Origin of the sequence: Nonomuraea cavernae, from assembly GCF_014646355.1 — a bacterium.
Lineage (GTDB): Bacteria > Actinomycetota > Actinomycetes > Streptosporangiales > Streptosporangiaceae > Nonomuraea > Nonomuraea cavernae.
In genome coordinates this window covers 122,067-140,628 of the sequence record NZ_BMNH01000013.1, presented here as the reverse complement: position 1 = coordinate 140,628, position 18,562 = coordinate 122,067, and the positions used below count along the sequence as shown (strand labels likewise).

General features: G+C 72.4%; 16 protein-coding genes. 9 read left to right on the top strand and 7 right to left on the bottom strand.

Going from position 1 to position 18,562, the window contains the following annotated elements; all coding sequences use genetic code 11:
- Window positions 1-3: 3 nt before the first annotated feature.
- A complete protein-coding gene (locus IEY82_RS21620; RefSeq protein WP_189125994.1) occupies window positions 4-690 on the bottom strand; it encodes an alpha/beta fold hydrolase in 687 nt (228 codons plus the stop codon).
- 182 nt (window positions 691-872) lie between these two features.
- Here IEY82_RS21620 and IEY82_RS21615 point away from each other — a divergent pair, with 182 nt between their 5' ends.
- Window positions 873-2,045 (top strand): trans-sulfuration enzyme family protein, encoded by a 1,173-nt coding sequence (locus tag IEY82_RS21615; protein WP_189125993.1) that lies wholly within the window; start codon window positions 873-875, stop codon window positions 2,043-2,045.
- A gap of 69 nt (window positions 2,046-2,114) precedes the next feature.
- Complete coding sequence (locus tag IEY82_RS21610) at window positions 2,115-2,804, top strand: pyridoxal-phosphate dependent enzyme (RefSeq protein ID WP_225263552.1); 690 nt, start codon at window positions 2,115-2,117, stop codon at window positions 2,802-2,804.
- Between the two features lie 48 nt (window positions 2,805-2,852).
- Here the strand turns inward: IEY82_RS21610 and panB are convergent, their stop codons facing one another.
- Window positions 2,853-3,683, bottom strand: coding sequence for a 3-methyl-2-oxobutanoate hydroxymethyltransferase (gene panB / locus IEY82_RS21605; protein ID WP_189125992.1), 831 nt, complete (start codon window positions 3,681-3,683; stop codon window positions 2,853-2,855).
- 135 nt (window positions 3,684-3,818) lie between these two features.
- On the opposite strand from panB, the gene IEY82_RS21600 reads away from it, so the two are divergent.
- The 6 genes from IEY82_RS21600 (at window position 3,819) to IEY82_RS21575 (ending at window position 11,237) form a co-directional block, all read left to right on the top strand.
- Entirely contained in the window at window positions 3,819-5,033 is a 1,215-nt protein-coding gene (locus tag IEY82_RS21600) for an MFS transporter (protein WP_189125991.1), read from the top strand.
- 93 nt (window positions 5,034-5,126) lie between these two features.
- Window positions 5,127-6,695 carry an MFS transporter gene (locus IEY82_RS21595; RefSeq protein ID WP_189125990.1) on the top strand — a complete coding sequence of 523 codons (1,569 nt, stop codon included), beginning with the start codon at window positions 5,127-5,129 and terminating at the stop codon, window positions 6,693-6,695.
- A 7-nt stretch (window positions 6,696-6,702) separates the two neighbouring features.
- Entirely contained in the window at window positions 6,703-7,305 is a 603-nt protein-coding gene (locus IEY82_RS21590) for a TetR/AcrR family transcriptional regulator (protein ID WP_189125989.1), read from the top strand.
- A gap of 124 nt (window positions 7,306-7,429) precedes the next feature.
- Window positions 7,430-9,532: a right-handed parallel beta-helix repeat-containing protein gene (locus IEY82_RS21585; RefSeq protein ID WP_189125988.1), complete on the top strand. Its 2,103-nt coding sequence runs from the start codon at window positions 7,430-7,432 to the stop codon at window positions 9,530-9,532.
- Between the two features lie 92 nt (window positions 9,533-9,624).
- Window positions 9,625-10,008 carry a cupredoxin domain-containing protein gene (locus IEY82_RS21580; RefSeq protein ID WP_189125987.1) on the top strand — a complete coding sequence of 128 codons (384 nt, stop codon included), beginning with the start codon at window positions 9,625-9,627 and terminating at the stop codon, window positions 10,006-10,008.
- The gene (locus IEY82_RS21575; protein ID WP_189125986.1) at window positions 10,005-11,237 is read left to right on the top strand and encodes a hypothetical protein; all 1,233 of its coding nucleotides are present in this window, start codon (window positions 10,005-10,007) and stop codon (window positions 11,235-11,237) included. The genes IEY82_RS21580 and IEY82_RS21575 overlap by 4 nt, the downstream gene beginning before the upstream one ends.
- A 69-nt stretch (window positions 11,238-11,306) precedes the next feature.
- Here IEY82_RS21575 and IEY82_RS21570 read toward each other — a convergent pair whose 3' ends face one another.
- From IEY82_RS21570 to IEY82_RS21560, 3 genes are all read right to left on the bottom strand, one after another.
- Window positions 11,307-13,079 (bottom strand): NAD+ synthase, encoded by a 1,773-nt coding sequence (locus IEY82_RS21570; RefSeq protein ID WP_189125985.1) that lies wholly within the window; start codon window positions 13,077-13,079, stop codon window positions 11,307-11,309.
- Window positions 13,080-13,131: 52 nt separating this feature from the next.
- Window positions 13,132-14,583, bottom strand: coding sequence for a BTAD domain-containing putative transcriptional regulator (locus tag IEY82_RS40165; RefSeq protein ID WP_189125984.1), 1,452 nt, complete (start codon window positions 14,581-14,583; stop codon window positions 13,132-13,134).
- 202 nt (window positions 14,584-14,785) lie between these two features.
- A complete protein-coding gene (locus IEY82_RS21560) occupies window positions 14,786-15,982 on the bottom strand; it encodes an MDR family MFS transporter (protein WP_189125983.1) in 1,197 nt (398 codons plus the stop codon).
- 63 nt (window positions 15,983-16,045) lie between these two features.
- On the opposite strand from IEY82_RS21560, the gene IEY82_RS21555 reads away from it, so the two are divergent.
- Entirely contained in the window at window positions 16,046-17,005 is a 960-nt protein-coding gene (locus tag IEY82_RS21555; RefSeq protein ID WP_225263554.1) for a DUF5937 family protein, read from the top strand.
- Between the two features lie 27 nt (window positions 17,006-17,032).
- On the opposite strand, the gene IEY82_RS21550 is transcribed toward IEY82_RS21555, so the two are convergent.
- Both IEY82_RS21550 and IEY82_RS21545 read right to left on the bottom strand, forming a co-directional pair.
- The gene (locus IEY82_RS21550) at window positions 17,033-17,995 is read right to left on the bottom strand and encodes a terpene synthase family protein (protein WP_225263556.1); all 963 of its coding nucleotides are present in this window, start codon (window positions 17,993-17,995) and stop codon (window positions 17,033-17,035) included.
- A gap of 8 nt (window positions 17,996-18,003) precedes the next feature.
- Window positions 18,004-18,549: an EF-hand domain-containing protein gene (locus tag IEY82_RS21545; RefSeq protein WP_189125981.1), complete on the bottom strand. Its 546-nt coding sequence runs from the start codon at window positions 18,547-18,549 to the stop codon at window positions 18,004-18,006.
- Window positions 18,550-18,562 lie beyond the last annotated feature (13 nt).

Genomic DNA, 18,562 nt, shown 5'->3' with positions numbered 1-18,562 from the left:
AAGTCACGACGTGCGCGAGAGCTTCAGCAGCGCGTCGGCCACTCCCTCCGGATCGACGACCTGGTGCAGGTGCCGGCCGGGCGTGCGCAGCACGGGCCAGCCGCGCCGCGCCGCCTCCTCCGCCACCTTGTCGTATGGCGGGCCGTACCAGAGGCAGGCGCACCTGACCGTGTCCCACCCGGCGGGGACCGGGATGGACTGGGTGTAGGCGGCGAGCGGCAGGCGGGGCTGCTCCTCGACCACCCGCGCCCGCGTCGCCGGATCGGGCAGCAGGGCCGTGACGTCCTCCTCGCTCCACCAGTCGGTCCAGCGCGGCAGCACCCCGGACTCGTCGGCCAGCTCGCGCAGGAACGGGAGGAACGCCTCATCGGCCACCCGGACCAGCCCCTCGGCCGGCGGTAGGTGCGCGTCGGCGAACAGGCACGACACCACCCGCTCGCCCAGCCCCTCACGCACCACCGGGAGGTACAGGCCGGCGTTGCTGTGCCCGGCCAGCACGATCGCCGTTTCGGGCGTCGCCGCGCGCACCGCCTCCACCACCCGCGGCCAGTAGGGAGGCCCACCCTGGGCCACACCGGTCAGATCGGGCACCACGGCCGCGTGCCCACGGCGCTCCAGCGCGCGGGCCACCGGCTCCCACGTCGACGGGCCCACGGACAGGCTGTGCACGAGCACGAACGTCGCCTTCATACCTCCAGCCTCGCGCAGTCGCCCGGTCGCCGGGAGCGTTGTCAGCTCTCGGCGGACGTCGGAGAGCAGCGTGTGCCGGTAGGCGGGTCGCCGCGTCCGGGCGCCCGGCGGCAGGGCGGGTCGAGCATTCTTTGTGTCCGCAAAATCTGACATAGGGGCTTTCAGGGGACATCCTTGAGGTTATGAGTGAACTCCATCCGGAAACGCGCGCCGTCCACCTGCCACAGCCGCCGATCGAGGGCAGCCGCCCGATCGCGGTGCCGATCTACCAGACGTCCGGATTCGTGTTCGACGACCCCGCCGTGATGGCGGACGCCATGGGCCGCCCCGACGGCCCGTTCGTCTACGGCCGCTACACCAACCCCACCGTCCGCTCGCTGGAGACGGCGATCGCCGATCTCGAAGGCGGGGTCGCGGCCGTCGCCACCGGCTCCGGCATGGGCGCGATCAACGCCGTGCTGCTCGGCCTGCTCCAGCCGGGCGACCACCTCATCGCGCAGCGGGCGCTGTACGGCGGGACGGCCGCGATGATCAAGGAGCTGGCCGGCAGGTTCGGCATCACGGTCGACTACGTGCCCGAAGACGATCCCGCGGCCCTGCGCGACGCCGTGCGGCCCGAGACCAGGCTCGTCTACCTGGAGACCATCGCCAACCCGATCGCCCAGGTCGCCGACCTGCCGGGGATGTGCGCGGCCGCGCGCGAGGCGGGCATCGTGTCGGTCGTGGACAACACGTTCGCCTCGCCCGTGCTCTGCCGGCCGATCGAGCACGGCGCGGACATCGTGGTGCACTCCACGACCAAGTACCTGTCCGGGCACACCGACGTGCTCGGCGGCATCGCCGTCTTCGCCGGCGACGAGCTGTACCGCAAGGTCTGGCACTTCGCGATCGAGCTGGGCGTCACGGCGGATCCGTTCGCGTCCTGGCTCACGCTGCGCGGCCTGCAGACCCTGGGGCTGCGGATGGAACGGCACTGCTCGAACGCCCGCCTGATCGCCACCCGGCTGTCCGGGCATCCCGCCGTGAGCGCGGTGCACTGGCCCGGCCTGCCCTCGCATCCGTCGTACGAGCTGGCCGGCAAGCTGCTGCCCGACTTCGGCGGCGTGTTCTCCTTCGACCTGGCCGGCGGCCGGGCGGCGGGGGAGAGGTTCATGGCCGCGGTACGCCTGGCACTCCTGGCCCCCTCGCTGGGCGGGGTGGAAACGCTCGTCCTGCACCCGGCGACCACGTCCCACCGGTCGCTCAGTGTCGAGGAACTGGCCCGGCACGGCATCGGCGAGGGCACCGTGCGCGTCGCGGTGGGCATCGAGCACCCCGAGGACCTCTGGGCCGACATCGAGCAGGCGTTGACATAGGCAGTGGGTGTTCCACCGGCGCGACGAGGCGCGGATGGCCGAACTCAAACGGGCGATCGAGGAGGAGCTGTGACGTCGGTGACGTACGAGGACGTGGTGGGGGCGGCCGGGCGGATCGCCGGTCACGTGCTGCGCACGCCGGTGCTCGAGGTCGCGCCTGGCCTGTTCCTCAAGCTGGAGCTGCTCCAGCACTCCGGATCGTTCAAGGTGCGCGGGGCGTTCAACCGGATCCTGTCCGCCGGTCGGTTGCCGCACGCCTACGACCAGCCCGAGGTGATTGCCGGGCAGGGCACGACCGGGCTGGAGCTGGTGGAGCAGACCGGCGGAGTGGACACCGTCCTGGTGGCCGTGGGCGGTGGCGGGTTCGTCGCCGGCATCACCCTCGGCGTGCGCGGCTCGGCGACGCGGGTCGTGGCCGTCGAACCGGCGCTGATCCCGACCCTGCACGACGCGCTGAAGGCGGGGCGGCCGGTGCCCGTCCCGGTCAGCGGGGTCGCGGCCGACGCCCTCGGCGCCACCCGGCTGGGCGGGCTGGCCTTCGACGTCTGCTCCCGGGCGGGGGTGAGCAGCGTGCTCGTGCCCGACGAGGCGATCGTGGCGGCCCGCCGTACGCTGTGGGAACGGCACCGTGTGGCGGCCGAGCACGCGGGCGCGACCGCCTACGCCGCGCTGCTGTCGGGCGCGTACGTCCCCGCCCCCGGTGAGCGGGTCGCGGTCCTGGTGTGCGGGTCCAACACCGACCCGGCCACCCTGGCCTGACCGGCCGCGCGCGCTTCGCGGGGGCGCGAACGTACCACTAGTGCGCGGTCAATCGTAGGTGTGCTCCCGGGCGGGGAAGGCGCCGGAGCCGACGTCGGCGGCGAAGGCGCGGGCGGCCCGGTCCAGCTCCTCGCCCAGCGCCGAGTAGCGCTTGACGAACCTCGCCGGGCGTGGGGTCAGGCCCATGAGGTCCTGCCAGACCAGCACCTGCGCGTCGGTGCCGGCGCCGGCGCCGATGCCGACGGTGGGGATCGACAGGGACTCCGTGACCCGTTCGGCCAGGTCGGCGGGCACGCACTCCAGCACCACCGCGAACGCCCCGGCCCGCTCCAGGTCCTTGGCGTCCTTCATGAGCTCGTCGCCCGACTCGCCGCGGCCCTGGACCCGGTAGCCGCCGAGCGTGTTGACCGACTGCGGGGTCAGGCCGAGGTGCGCCATGACCGGCACCCCCGCCGCGACCAGCGCTTCGACCTGGGGCACCACGCGGCGGCCGCCCTCCAGTTTGATCGCGTGCGCGCCCGCCTCCTTCATGAAGCGGGCGGCCGTCTCCAGGGCCTGCGCCGGTGACGACTGGTAGGAACCGAACGGCAGGTCGGCCACCACGAGGGCGCGCGAGGAGCCCCGCACCACGGCCGCCGTGAGCGGGAGCAGGTCGTCGACGGTGACGGGCACCGTCGACTCGTAGCCGTAGACGACCATCGCGGCGGAGTCGCCGACCAGCAGGACGGGGATGCCCGCCTGGTCGAACACGCGGGCCGTCATCGCGTCGTACGCCGTCAGCATGGGCCATCTCTCGCCGCGTGCCTTGGCCGCCGCGATGTCGCGCACGGTGAGTCTGCGACCGCCGGCGCCGCCGTACAGCGTGGTGGAAGAGGACATGGGTGGACCCTCCAGAGAAAGTCTCGAGGCGCCCCTGTGGCGTCCCCGGACCTCTCCGATGATGCCACCCGCGAAAACCGATGGCGAAACTGTCGGTACGCCTTGCCAGAATGGCTGCGGAGGTAAGCAATCATCATGGCAATCGAGCCTTACCGGCGCCTGTTCAGGCTGCCCGGCGTCCGGACCCTGCTCCTGGTGGGCCTGCTCGCGCGGGTCCCGGCCACCGCGACGGGCATGGCGTTGACGCTGCACGTCGCCCACGGCATGGGGCTCGGCTTCGGCCGGGCCGGGCTGGTCACCATGGCCAGCACGATCGGCATGGCCGTCGGCTCGCCGCTGTCGGGCAGGCTCGTCGACCGGCACGGGCTGCGGCCGGTGCTGGTCGTCACCACCGGGGCGCAGGCGGCGTTCTGGTCCTGCGCCTGGGCGCTGCCGTTCCCGGTGCTGGTCGGCGCGGCGGCGGTGGCCGGGCTGCTGGTGCTGCCGGTGTTCGGCGTGATCAGGCAGTGCCTGGCCGCCGTGGTGCCCCCGGAGCAGCGCCGGATGGGCTTCTCGCTCGACTCGATGCTGGTCGAGATCTCCTATATGACCGGCCCGGCGCTGGCCGTGGCCGGGGTGACCATGCTGGGCGGCGGGCCGACGATGATGATCATCGCGGTCGGCCTGACCGGCTCCGGCCTGACGCTGATCCTGCTCGACCCGCCGATCCGTTCGGCCGAGGAGCTCGACGAGCCCGTGGCGCGGGTGCCGCGACGGCGGTGGCTCACGCCGGGCATGGTCGCGCTGCTCGGCACCGCGGCCGCGGCCACGTTCGTGCTCACCGCGACCGAGCTGGCCCTGGTCGGCACCATGGAGCACACCGGGCAGACGGCGTGGATCGGGCTCGCCGTGGCCATCTGGTGCCTCTACTCCCTGCTCGGCGGCTTCGTCTACGGCGGGCTGAGCCGTGGGTTCTCGCCCCTGCTGCTCATCGGGCTCATGGGCGCGCTGACCGTGCCCGTGGGGCTGGCGGGCGGCGACTGGCGATGGCTGGTCCTCGCCCTGCTGCCGGCCGGGCTGCTCTGCGCCCCCGCCCTGTCCTCCACGGTCGAGGGGGTCAGCCGCTGGGTGCCCTCGGGGGCCCGGGGCGAGGCGATGGGCCTGCACGGCACCGCCCTGCTGATCGGTGGTGCGGCCTCCGCGCCCGTCGCCGGGGCGATCATCGACGCGCACGGCGCCACCTGGGCCTTCGTCATGGCCGGGCTGGTGGGGGTGTTCATGGTGGTGCTCGCGTTGCCGTTCTGGCGGCGGCGCCCCGGAGTGGCCGGGGCCGTCATGGAGCCGAGCCTGGAGTCCGCCGCGGCACACTGACCCGCCATTTCGAAACGGTACTGTTGCGTATCGAAATGGGTTACGATACGGTTCTGTTGCGAAACTCGACCGTATCGAAATTAGGATGTGCTCATGGACGCGACGCAGGACCGGCTGGACCAGGGCCATCCACGGAGATGGGCGATTCTCGGCGTGCTGGTGTTCAGCCTGCTGGCGGTGGTGCTCGACAACACGATCCTCAACGTGGCGATGAAGACCATCGCCGACCCGGTCGAGGGCCTGGGCGCGACGCAGAGCGAGCTGGAATGGGCGATCAACTCCTACACGCTGGTGTTCGCCGGGCTGCTGTTCACCTTCGGCGTGATCGGTGACCGCACCGGGCGCAAGCGGATGCTCTTCATCGGCATGCTGTTGTTCGGGCTGGCCTCGCTGATCAGCGCCTACTCCCAGGATCCGACGCAGCTGATCCTGGCCAGGGCGGCGATGGGCATCGGCGGCGCCGCCATCATGCCGGCCACGCTGGCCATCATCTCCAACATCTTCCCGCCCGGCGAGCGGGGCAAGGCGATCGGCGTCTGGGCCGGCGGCGTGGGGCTGGCGATCGCGATCGGCCCCATCACGGGCGGGTTGCTGATCGAGCGCTTCTGGTGGGGCTCGATCTTCCTGGTCAACGTGCCGATCGTGGTGGTCAGCATGATCCTCATCGCCAGGGTGGTGCCCGAGTCGCGTGACCCCAAGCCGTCCAGGCTCGACCCGGTCGGCGTGCTGCTCTCCATCGTCGGTCTGGTCGCCGTGGTCTACGGCATCATCCGCGGCGGCGAGCTGGCCACCGTGACCAGCCCCGAGGTCTACGGGCCGGCGTTGTTCGGGGCGGCCGTGCTGGCGGTGTTCGTCTGGTGGGAGCGGCGCAGCGACCATCCGGCCTTCGACGTGCGCAACTTCACCAACCCGAGGTTCAGCACGGCCATCGGCATGGTCGGCATCGTGTTCTTCGCGATGATGGGCGGGATGTTCTTCCTCACCTTCTACCTGCAGATCGTGCTCGGCTACAGCCCGATCCAGGCGGGGGCGCTGATGATCCCGTTCGCGGCGGCGCAGCTCATCTTCGCGCCGCTCAGCCAGCGGGTGAACGAGCGGTTCGGGGCCAAGCTGGCGTCCACCGTGAGCATGATCGTGATCACCCTGGCGCTGGGCAGCTACGCGTTCCTCGACCAGCACACGCCGATCGTCCTGATCGAGGTCATCTTCTTCGTCCAAGGCGCCGCGATGGCCAACATCATGCCGCCCGCCACCACCGCGATCATGGAGTCGCTCCCCAGGGAGAAGGCCGGCGTCGGCTCGGCCATGAGCAACACCGTCCGCCAGGTCGCGGGCGCGCTCGGCGTGGCCGTGCTCGGCTCGGTCCTGTCCTCCAGCTACCGGGGCGAGATCGCCCCCGCCCTGACCGCGCTGCCGCCCGGCGCCCGGCACGCCGCCGGAGAGTCGATCATGGCCACGGCGGGTGTCGCCGAGAGCCTGGGCGCGCAGGGGCAGGCCCTGATGCAGCCCGCGTTCGCCGCGTTCATCGGCGGCATGCACGTCACGGCCCTGGTGTCGGCCGTGTTCACCCTCCTCGGCGCCGCTGTGGTGGCGAAGTGGATGCCGGGCAAGGCCCGTCCGGTCCAGCAGGCGCGAACGAAGGAAACAGCGGCGGTAGGGTGAGGCCCCGATGACGATTCAGGAACCGGCGACGGCCCGCCCGGCGGGCCGCCCGCGCAGCGAGAAGGCCGAAAAGGCGATCATCGACGCCACCCTCGACCTGATCGGCGAGGGCACGGGCCTCGTCGAGCTGTCCATCGAGGCGATCGCGTCCCGGGCCGGCGTCGGCAAGACGACCATCTACCGGCGCTGGTCCAACAAGGAGGACCTGGTGGCCGACGCGCTGGCCACGCTCCAGGCCCCGCTGCCGCGGCTCGCCGGGGTCTCGGTGCGCGACGACCTGATCGTCCTGCTCGACTCGATGCGCAGCGAGGCGGGCCAGGTCCGCACCCGGTGCGTGATGAACATCGCCTTCAGCGAGTCCGACCGCTACCCGCGGCTGATGGAGCGGTTCGTCGACATCGCGGTCGAGCCCCGCAGGCAGGCGATGCGCGAGGTGATCCGGCGCGGCATCGCCTCCGGTGAGCTGCGGCCGGACATCGAGGTGGAGATGAGCATGGCCATCCTGTCGGGGGCGATGATCTGGCATCACAAGTGGGGCCCCGCCGACGGCCTCCCCGCCGACCTCGCCGAGCGGATCGTCGACCACCTGCTGCCCGGCCTGGCCGCCTGAGCTCCCTCTTCGGCACCGTCCGGCCGCCCGTTCAGGCGGGGTTCGTCGCGATCTTGTGAAGATCTGTGCGGGTGGCCGTCAGAGACCTAGGCAAGAACGTGAGCTTTGTTCTAATCTCGCGCCCATGCCCTCCTTACGCAGGATCGCGATCGTCGTAGCCCTGGTGTTCGGTCAGCTGCTGGCCGCCGGCGCGGCGCTTGCGCACGAGGAACGGCCGGTCACGCTGCCGGACGGCACGGGCAGCGTGCCGGTGCTGCGCACCTCGGAGCCCGACCTGCTGGTGTGCAAGACCGGCAAGGCCGACTTCGAACGGCGGATCGCCGGTTTCCCCGCCGCCCTCAAGGAGCGCAACCGCACCCTCTTCGAGCGGTGCCGGCGCGACGGCTTCCGGCACCTCCAGGAAGCCGTCGACCAGGTGAACAAGCCCGGGATGACGATCGCGATCCTGCCCGGCCTCTACAGCGAGGAGCCCAGCCGGCCCGCCCCCACCGGAGACTGCGCCAACCTCCAGGCCCGCTGGTCCGACTGGGGCTACCAGATCCTCAGCTTCGAACAACAGCAGCAGTGCCCCCACAACCAGAACCTGGTGGCCATCCTCGGCAAGCGCGACCTGCAGATCGAGGGCACCGGTGCGAACCCGCTCGACGTGGTCATCGACGCCGAATACCACAAGCTCAACGCCATCCGGGCGGACCGTACGGACGGCATCTACTTCCGCAACTTCACCGCCCAGCGCACCACCTTCAACTCCCTGTACGTCCTGGAGACCGACGGGTTCGTCATCGACCAGGTCCTCACCCGGTGGAACGACGAGTACGGCTTCCTGACCTTCGCCAGCGACCACGGCCTCTACACCGACTGCGAGTCGTACGGGAACGGCGACGGCGGCCTCTACCCGGGCAGCGCGTCCAACATCAACGACGGCCGCGGCCACGACGTCCCCCGCTACGCCATCGAGATCCGCCGCTGCAAGAGCCACCACAACGCGCTCGGCTACTCGGGCACCGCCGGCGACTCGATGTGGGTCCACGACAACGAGTTCTACGACAACTCGGTCGGCGCCACCATGGACAGCCTCTGGCCCGACCACCCAGGACTGCCGCAGAACCACGCCAAGTTCGAGAACAACAAGATCTACGACAACAACGTGGACTACTACCGGTACATCCGCGACGGCACGTGCGCCAAGCCCCCGGCCCAGCGCGGCTACGAGAAGGGCGTGGTCTGCCCGCAGGTGGGCGTCCCGACGGGCACCGGGGTGCTCGTCGCGGGCGGCAACTACAACGTGTTCAAGAACAACCAGGTCTGGGGGCACCGGCGCGCGGCGTTCCAGCTGTTCGGTGTGCCGGCGTTCGTCCGGGGCGAGACAGAGCTGGCCAAGCAGACCGACACGTCCAACTTCAACCGCTACGAGGGCAACGTCTTCGGCGTCAGCCCGACGGGGGAGCGGCGGCCCAACGGGCTCGACGTGTGGTGGGACGGGCAGGGCACCGGCAACTGCTGGCAGGGCGACACCGGCGGGTCCACCCCCGCCGTGCTCCCGATGTGCGCGGCACAGGCGCCGGCCCTGTCCGGCGGGTCCAGCCGCTGGGTGGCCGAGCCCGTCAAGGTCGTCAAGCTGTACCTGTGCGCCGACTACAGTGCCTCGGAGGCGCGGCTGCCCGCCGGCTGCGACTGGTTCGGCGCGTCCGGACTCGGCAAGCTGGAGACCCAGCTCGCGCTCGGCGGTTCGCTCGTGCTCGCGCTGCTCGCCGTCCTGTTCTGCATCCGGTCGGGCCGCCCGGCTCGCCGCCAGGCCGGCGACCCCTCGGACGACGGCGGGACCCCGAAGACGGGCGCGGCCTCCGGGCGCGCGTACCGGCTCGTCATGGCCGGCGCCGTCGCCGGGCTGATCGGCCTGGCGCTCGACGTGGTCGCGGCGGCGGCCGAGAACACCCTGCTCGCGGCCGTGGCGCTGCTGCTCATGGCCGCCTGGTGGATCTGCCTGGGGGCCGCGCTGCGGGTGGGACGGCCGGTGTTCGGCTGGTTCACCATCGTCCTCGGCTGCCTGGCCGTGGCCGACGCCTACGACCGGATGGTGCAGCTGATCCCGCTGATCCCGCTGGGGCCGGGCTGGATCCGGGGGCTGCTCACCGGTGTGTGGGTGCTGTGCGCCGTCGTCGTCCTCGCCCCGCGCCGCCGCCCGGCCGCCGAACCGGCCCCGGCCGAAGCCCAGGTCCCCGCGTGATCGCTCAGGCCGGGGCGTCCGCAACGGGTGTGGCCCGCCTGATCGCTCAGACCGAGGCGTCCGCGGCGCGCCGGCGAGGCCGGAGCGCTCGCGTGACAGGAGCGGTCGCCGTGGCGGCGCTCCTGGTGGCGGGATGCGGGCCGATGTCGCGGACCCACCGCGACCCCGGCAACAGCCACGAGGTGGTCACGTCGGCGCCCGCTCCCGCGCCCGGCGAGGCGCACGCGGAGATCCGCGTCCAGGGCGGCCGGGTCAGCCCGCCGTCCGGCTGGCTGGAGGCCCGGCGCGGCCAGCCCGTGCGCATCACCGTGACCAGTGACGTCGCCGACGAGCTGCACGTGCACGGCTACGACGTCGAGGCCGAGCTGCCGCCGGGCGTGCCGGTCACCGTACGGTTCCCCGCCGAACTCACCGGGGTCTTCGAGGTGGAGACCCACGAGAGCAAGCTGGTCCTGACCCAGCTGGCGGTGCGATGACCGGCTCGCTGGACGGGGTGCTGGCGCACGGGATCGGCACGCGGAGCGACCTGCCCATCCCCGCGTTCTACGCCTACGCGGGGGCCTTCGCGGCGCTCGTCGTGTCGTTCCTGGCGCTCGGCCTGCTGTGGGCCGACTCCCGGTTCAGCGGTGACCGGGCGGGGCGCGTGGTGGCGCTCCGGCTGCCCGCCCGGCCGGCGCGCGTGCTGACCCTGCTGGCCGTCGTCTACACCGCGGGGCTGCTGCTGTTCGGCCCCGATACTGACAACCCGGCGCCGTACCTCGTGTACGTGCTGTTCTGGGTCGGGCTGGTGCCCGCGTCGCTGCTGTTCGGGCCGGTGTGGCGGACGCTGAACCCGTTCCGCCTGCTGCCCGACCGGCCGCGCCGCGCCCTGCCGTCGCGGCTCGGCTACTGGCCGGCCGGCGCCGGCCTGCTGGCCTTCACCTGGATGGAGCTCGTCGCCCCCGAGCCCGCCGCGCCCCTCACCCTCCTGATCTTCTTCATCCTGTACGCCGCCACGCAGCTGACCGGCACCCTCGTGTACGGCCACGCCTGGCTGGAGCGCGGCGACCCGTTTGAGGCGTACTCGACGCTGATCGGCCACCTGTCACCACTCGGCAGGCGGGCCGACGGCAGGCGCGTGCTGCGCAACCCGTTCGACGGCCTGGACGCCATCGCGCCCGCGCCCGGCCTGGTGGCCACGGTCTGCGTGCTGCTCGGCAGCACCGGTTACGACGGCTTCTCCACGGCCCCGGCCTGGGTGGACGCGCTCCAGTCGGGCCCGCTGGGCCGCACGGGGCTCGGCACGCTGGGCCTGCTCGCGGCCATCGCCGGCGTGGCCGCGCTCTACGCCGCCTGCCTGGGCGTGGCCGGGCTGATCGGCGGCGCGCGCGGCCTCGCGCCGAGGTTCGCCCACTCGCTGATCCCGATCGCGATCGGCTACCTGATCGCCCACTACTTCTCGCTGCTGGTCATCGAGGGCCAGCGCGCGGTCATCCTGACCCTGGGCCTCGACGCCGAGGTCGCCCAGGACGTCGTCGGCCCCGGGACGATCGCCACGGTGCAGGTGCTGGCCATCGTGGCCGGGCACGTGGCCGGTGTGGTCGCGGCGCACGACCGTTCCGTCCGCCTGCTGCCCCCGGCCAGGGCCGTCGCGGGACAGATCCCGCTCTTCGTCCTGATGGTCTGCTACACCCTCGGCGGCCTCACGCTCCTCTTCGCCGCCTGACCGGACCACCGGAACTCCATCCATCGCCATCGTGCCAGTGCCGATCACTCGAAGCGTGCCCAGCACCAGCTAGGAAGGGAGTTCGCGCCACCTGTTGGTGATGGGCAGGCGGCGGTCGCGGCCGAAGTTCTTCGGGGTGATCTTCGGACCCGGCGGATACTGCCGGCGCTTGTACTCGGCCAGGTCCACCAGCCGGATGACCCGGGTCACCAGGTCGGGGTCGTGACCCGCCGTGATCAGCTCGTGCGAGCCCATGTCCTTCTCGACGTAGTCGTCCAGCAGCCGGTCGAGCACCTCGTAGGGCGGCAGCGAGTCGGTGTCGCGCTGGTCGGGACGGAGTTCGGCGCTCGGCTCCTTGGTGATCGAGTTGTCCGGGATGGGCTGCTCGGCCCGGAGCAGGAAGGACGGGTCGGTGTGCTCGTTGCGCCACCTGGCCAGCTCCCACACCATCGTCTTCGGCACGTCCTTGATCGGCGCGAAGCCGCCGGCCGAGTCGCCGTAGAGGGTCGAGTAGCCGGTCGCCAGCTCGCTCTTGTTGCCCGTGGTCAGCACCAGGTGGCCGTGCTCGTTGGACAGCCCCATCAGGATCATGCCGCGCACGCGGGCCTGGAGGTTCTCGGCGGCCAGCCCGGACAGGCCGATCTCCTTCTCGAACGCGGTGACGATCTCCGCGATCGGCACGACCTGGGAGTGGAGGCCCTGCCTGTCGACCAGCTCCTCGGCGTCGCTCACCGAGTGGTCGGAGGAGTAGCGCGACGGCATCAGCACCACGTGCACCCGGTCGGGGCCGATCGCGTCGGCGGCGATCGTCGCGGTGAGCGCCGAGTCGATGCCGCCCGACAGGCCGAGGATCACCGACTGGAAGCCGTTCTTGGCCGCGTAGTCGCGTACGGCCAGCACCAGCGCCGAGTAGACCTCCGCGTGCGTGTCCAGGCGCTCGGCCGGCGAGGGCGGCTCGGGAGTGTAGGGCTCGACGGGCGCGTCGGACAGCACCACGCGGTCCACGGTGATCGTGGTGCCGTCGCCGGCGTCGTACGGGTACGCGCCGGGCTCGGCGTCCGAGACCGGCAGGTCGAGGTCGACGGTGAGCAGCTCCTCGCGGAACTGCGCCGCCCGGGCGACCGGCCGGCCCGCCGCGTCCACCACGACGGAGTCGCCGTCGAAGACCAGTTCGTCCTGCGCGCCGACCTGGTTGACGTAGACGAGCGCGCAGCCCGCCTCACGCGCCCTGCGCGCGCACAGCTCCAGCCGTACGTCGTCCTTCTCCTTCTCGTACGGCGAGGCGTTCGGCACCACCAGCAGCCCGGCGCCGGCCCGCCCGACGACGGCCACCGGCCCGCCGTCCTGCCAGAGGTCCTCGCAGACGGCGATGGCGACGTCCACCCCGTGCAGCCGGAAGATCGGCAGCCGGTCGCCGCGCACGAAGTAGCGGTACTCGTCGAAAACGCCGTAGTTGGGCAGGTGGTGCTTGGCCGTGCGGAGGATCACCTCGCCCCGGTGGAGGACCGCGGCCGCGTCGAGCGGCGCGCCCTTGGGCCGGCCGACGCGCGGCGCGAGGCCGGCCCGGTCGACGTAGCCGACCACCACCGGAAGCTCGCCCAGCCCTTCGTCCCGCAGCCGGACCGCCGTCTCCTCAAGGGTCCTGATGCTCGCGTCCACGAAGGAGGTGCGCAGCACGAGGTCCTCCGCCGGGTAGCCGGTGAGGAACATCTCGGTGAACACCACCAGATGCGCGCCCCGGTCGGCGGCATCGCGGGTCCAGGCGACCAGTTTGCCGGCGTTGCCGGCGAGGTCGCCTACGGTCGGGTTCGTCTGGGCGAGGGCGATCCGCAGTTGTGCCACGCGACAAGACTAGTACGACCTGATTTTTATCGTTCAAGCGGCGAAAAGTGTGCTATTTCACGGCCACGGCTCCGGGAGTGACCAGGCCGGACTCGTAGGCGGCCACGACCAGCTGGGCCCGCTCGAACAGGCCGAGGTGGTCGAGCAGCGCCGCCACCTCCTCCGAGACGACCGGCTCCGTGAGGCAGAGGGTCTGCGCGATCTGCCGGTTCGTCAGGCCGCGGGCGACGAGTTTGAGCACGTCGATGCGCTCGTCGGAGAGCCCCGCGAGCTGCGGGGGAGAGGCCGGGTCGGTCCGGCCCGCGAACCCCGCGATGAGCCTCGTGGTGACCGCCTGGTCGATCAGCGCGTCGCCGGCGGCCGCGGCCCTGATGGCGGCCACGAGCTGCTCGGGAGGCGAGGTCTTGAGCACGAAGCCGCTCACCCCGGCCCGCAGCGCCGCGTAGAGGTTCTCGTCGCTGCCGAACGTGGTCATCATGATCACCTTGGGCGGGTGGTCGTCGGCCAGGATCCGGCGGGCCGCGGCCAGGCCGTCCAGGTGCGGCATCTGGATGTCGAGCAGCACCACGTCGGGCCGGAACTCCCGCACCGCCGCGATCGCCTGCTCGCCGTCGGCCGCCTCGCCGACCGGCTCCAGCCCCGGCTCACCGCTCAGCACGGCCTGGAGCCCGGCTCGTACCAGGGCCTGGTCGTCAGCCACCAGCACCCGCAGGACCTCCACCGGGCTCTCCACGGGAGGCGGGCTCGGCGGCGCGGGGATGTCCTCCACGCGCTGGGCCAGCATGTCGCTCTCCAGCCGCTGCAGCCCGCTGGTCAGATCCAGCCCCAGCTCGTCGCGCCAGACGGCGCGGGCCCGGCGCAGCGCGCCGAGCGCGTCACCCTGGCGGCCGGTCCGGTAGAGGCCCAGCGCGAGCAGTCGCCAGGCCTCCTCACGCAGGGGATAGGCCGAGGCGTGCGCCTCCAGGTCGGCCACCAGCGCCGTCGCCCGCCCGAGCGCCAGCCCGGCGTCGGCCCGCCGTTCGACGGCGACCAGTCGCAGCTCCTCCAGCCGGCCCGCCTCCGTGGACGCCCACGTCAGGTCGGCGAACTCGGCCAGCGCGGGCCCGCGCCACAGCCCGAGCGCGGTGTCCATGGCCTCCCACACCATCGCGGGCGGGCCGTCGGACTGCACGAGGCTCTCGAACCGCCACGCGTCGACCTGCTCGGCCGAGGCGCGCAGCGCGTAGCCGGGCGCGGCCGACACCAGCACCTCGGCCTCCTCGCGCGGCGCCCGGCCGGGTTCGAGCGCCCGGCGCAGCCGCGAGACGTAGCCCTGGATGGTCGACAGCGCCTGGGCCGGCGGGGAGCCGGGCCAGAGCTCGTCGATGAGAGTGGTGACGGGCACGGCCCGGCCACCGGCGACGAGCAGGCGCGCGAGCACCGCTCGTTGCCGCTGGCCGCCGAGTTCGAGCGGGGCCCCGTCGGCCCAGGCTTGGAACGGTCCCAGCGCGGTGAAGGTCAGCATGGCAGGATCCAGGGTAAAGCCGAACGGCGTTCGCGGCATATGGCGCTTTTCTACAGCGGCAGGTCCGTGTGGACGGCGGTTCCTCCTCCTGGAGCCGGTCGCTGCCGCCAAAGTCGCCGCCAGAGTCGCCGCCAGAGTCACCGCCGATGTCGCCGCCGACGCTGCCCGCCGACGTCGCCGCCGACGACGGATCAACGCCTGGTCAGCGCCGCCTGATCGCCGGCCCGAGCGCGAGCATGCCCACGGCCGAGACCAGGCCCACTCCGCCGGTCGTGAGCCAGAGCGCCGACGGGGCGATCTCGAGGAGCGCGCCGCCGAGCAGCGGCGCCAGCACCGCGGCCGCCGACCAGGCGAACCCGAACAGCCCCGAGTAACGTCCGCGCAGGTGAGGCGGGGCCAGCGTGGCGACGATCGTGCCCGCGATCCCGGCCGTGACGATCTCGCCCGCCGTCCACACGGCGATGGTGACGGCCAGCCAGCCTGTCGTGGTGACGAACGCGGTCAGCGCGAAGCCCACACCCATGACGGCCAGCCCCAGCGCGAACGTCCTGGACGGATCGAGGCGGCCCAGCCACCCCGACACCAGCGGCTGCACGATGACGATGAGCACGCCGTTCAACGCCATGGCCATGCCGAACTGCTCGGTCGACAGCCCCACCACCGAGGTCATCGCCACGGGCAGCATGGTGAACGTCTGCGAGTAGAGCAGCGCGTTGCCCAGCACGACCGCGGTGAAGCCGAGCATCAGCCGGTCGCGCAGCACCACGCCGAACCCCCCGCCCGTCTCCTGCCGGTCGGCGGGCCTGGTCTCCGGGACCGCCCGCCAGACCAGCACGGCGAAGATCACGCAGCAGGCGGCGTCGATCCAGAACAGCCAGCCGAACCCCAGCCGGGCCAGCCAGCCGCCCGCCGTCATGCCGACGGCGTACCCGAGGTTGATCGCCCAGAACAGCAGCCCGTAGGCGCGCGGCCGCTCCGCCGGCGAGACGAGATCGGCGACCAGCGCGTTGGACGCGGGCCGGTAGGCGTCGATCACCAGGCCCAGCGCGAACATGGCCGCCAGGATCGCCGGCAGCGAGGTGCTGTAGCCGAGCGCGAGCATCGTGACGGCGGTGGCCAGCATGCCGCCCGCCAGCGTGGCCCGGCGGCCGATCCGGTCGGTGAGCACCCCCGCCAGCAGTTGGGAGAGCAGCGACCCCGCGCCGAACACCGCCATCACCGCGCCCACCGCCGCCAGCGGCAGCCCGCGCGCCTGGGTCAGGTAGACGCCGGTGAACGGCATCACCATGGTGCCCAGTCGGTTGACCAGCGTGCCGCTCCACAGCGCCCAGAACGGGCGCGGCAGCCCGCCCAGCCGGGACTGCAGGAAACCGGGCTTCTCGCGGATAGTCGTCGTCACGGGGACAAGGGTGAGCCGCTCGGTCCTGGCCCGCGAACGATTTAGTGCACACTAAAACGTGTGGTGATCTGGACGTTGAGACCGGAGGACGTGGCCCGGATCAGGTTCGCGTTCTCGCCGATGTGGGAGCTGGTGGCCAGCCTCCGCACGCTGCGCGACCCCGCCCGGCAGGCCATCCACCTGCCGTGGATCACCGGCGTGCGGGGTCACCTGGCCGGGCTCGACCTGGCCGAGTTGTTCGCGCTCGTCCCGCCGTCCGGCTACCTGGCCGACTTCCTCACCCCGCCGCCCGACACGCCCTACCCCGACTTCGCCGCCGAGCTCGACCGGGTCCGCCGTACACCGCCCGATGTGGCCGCGTACGAGGCCGGCCTGGTCGAGGGCGCCGACCCCGCCGTGATCGGGCGGTTCAGGGACGACCCGGAGGCCGGCGTGGCCAGAGTGGCCGGCGCGCTGGAGGCGTACTGGGCGGCGTGCTTCGCGGAGTACTGGCCGCGTGTGCGCGCGTTGCTGGAACGCGACGTGCTGCGCAGGTCGCGGCAGCTGGCCCACGGCGGGGCACGGGAGCTGTTCGCCGCGCTCGACCCGGCAGTGGTGTGGACCGGGGAGCGGCTGCTCGTCGATCGGCCGTGGTGCGAGCCGGCCGGACTGCACGGCGACGGGCTGGTGCTGGTGCCGAGCGCGTTCTACTGGCCGGCGGTGGCGGTCATGTCGGCCCCGTACCAGTCGATGCTCGTCTATCCGGTGCTCGGCGTCGGCGGACTCTGGGAGGACGGGCCGCCACCCGCGCCGGGCGCGCTGGCGGCCCTCATCGGCCGGAGCAGGGCGCGGATCCTGCTCGCGCTGGCCGAGCCGAGCACCACCTCCGCCCTGGCCCATCGGATGGCCGTCACCCCCGGGGCGGTCAGCCAGCATCTGCGCGTGCTCAGCGGCAGCGGGCTCACCGTGGGGATGCGGATCGGCAAGGAGGTCGTCTACCGGCGCACCGCCACGGGCGACGCGCTCGCCGCGGGCCCGTCCTGACGCCCGGCCCTGAGCCGCGCGCCCGTCTCAGGCATACCTGGCGGACTCCATCAGCCAGTCGAGGTGCGCCCGCGGCGCGGCCAGGTAGGCACAGGCCACCTTGCTGACGTCCCTGGCCGTACGCGGCCCGAACGCGTCGAGCGGCAGCCGCCCGGCCGCCTCGCGCATGTCGCCGCAGCGCTCGACGATCCGGTCGAGCACCCAGGCGACGGCCTGCCGCTGGTTCAGGCCCAGCTCGTGCATGGCGATCACGACCAGGTTGTGCCCGTCGCCGGCCTCCTTCGGCCGCGAGGCCACGTCGTTGCACCACGCCGTGACGTCGTTGCAGGCGTCGACCAGCTCGCGCCACGGCTCGCAGCCGTGCAGCCAGGGCGGCACCTCGACCCGCAGGCACGGCTCGACCAGGTCGTACAGGTAGGGGCCGACGGTGGCCCGGCGCAGCGCCGGATACTGCTGCAGCGTCGGGATCCGGCCGGCCGCGCGGTTGGCCGCCTCCAGCCGGCAGGCGTCGTGCTGGCGCTGCAGGTTGACCGCGAACCTGGCCCGCCACAGGTCGCTCATCCGGGCGCTCGTCACCCGCCACAGATCGGCGAACGCGGCCTCCAGCGGATGCGACGAGGCGCCGGCCAGCATGCCCTGGAAGATCTCCAACCGGCCCTGTCCCTCGTCCATCTCGTCGTCCAGATGGAACAGCCACGTCAGCCACTGCGCGAACAGGGCCGCCGCGGCCGCGTCGAATCCGGCGAACGCCCGCCCGGCGATGCGGTGGAAGCCCACCCCCGGATCGGCCCGCAGCCCCGTACGGCGCGCCCAGTCGATCACGGCCGCCTCGATCGCGTAGACGGCCGGGTGCATGCGGCACGGGGCGGCCAGCGCCGGCACCCGCTCGGTGAGCGGCAGCAGCGCCCAGGCCGCCGGGCCGCCACTGCGCGGCGCCGGCGGTTTCCAGTGCAGCACGGACCGCAGCGCGGTCCTCACGGAGGTGATCACGTCGGTGCTCATAGCGGACCGAAGAGCCAGTTGCCCGCCGCGCCGGGGTCGTCGCTCACGTAGAACTGCCGGGCCGCGAGGACCAGCTCGTCCACGGTGAGCACGCCCCTGCCCGCCCGGTCGAGCCGGTCGAACGCCTCGTCCACGTCGTCGTAGGCGGTGCCGTACGCGCTCAGCAGCATGCGGAACTCCCGCGGCCCGACCATCCCGTCGCCGTCGCCGTCGCAGAGCTCGGCCACCGCCTCCATGGCCGGACGGAACACCGGGTCGTAGCGGTCGCCTGAGATGAACGCCTTGTCCATGCCGACGCGGAACTCCTCCCGTGAGATGCGGGAGTAGCCGTCGCGGCCGAGGGTCTCCATCAGGGCCGACCAGATCGCGTCGAACCCGCCGACGAGGCTGCTGCCGATCACCGAGGTGGGCGACTCGCCGAACCCCACCACGATGCGGGCGGCCAGCCCCAGTAGGTCCTCCCGCTCGATGACGCCTTTACCACCCGCGTCGATGTGGTCGAAGGCCCGATCGAGCTTGTGATTGAGCAGGTCCGTAGCCACCCATTGCCTCCCC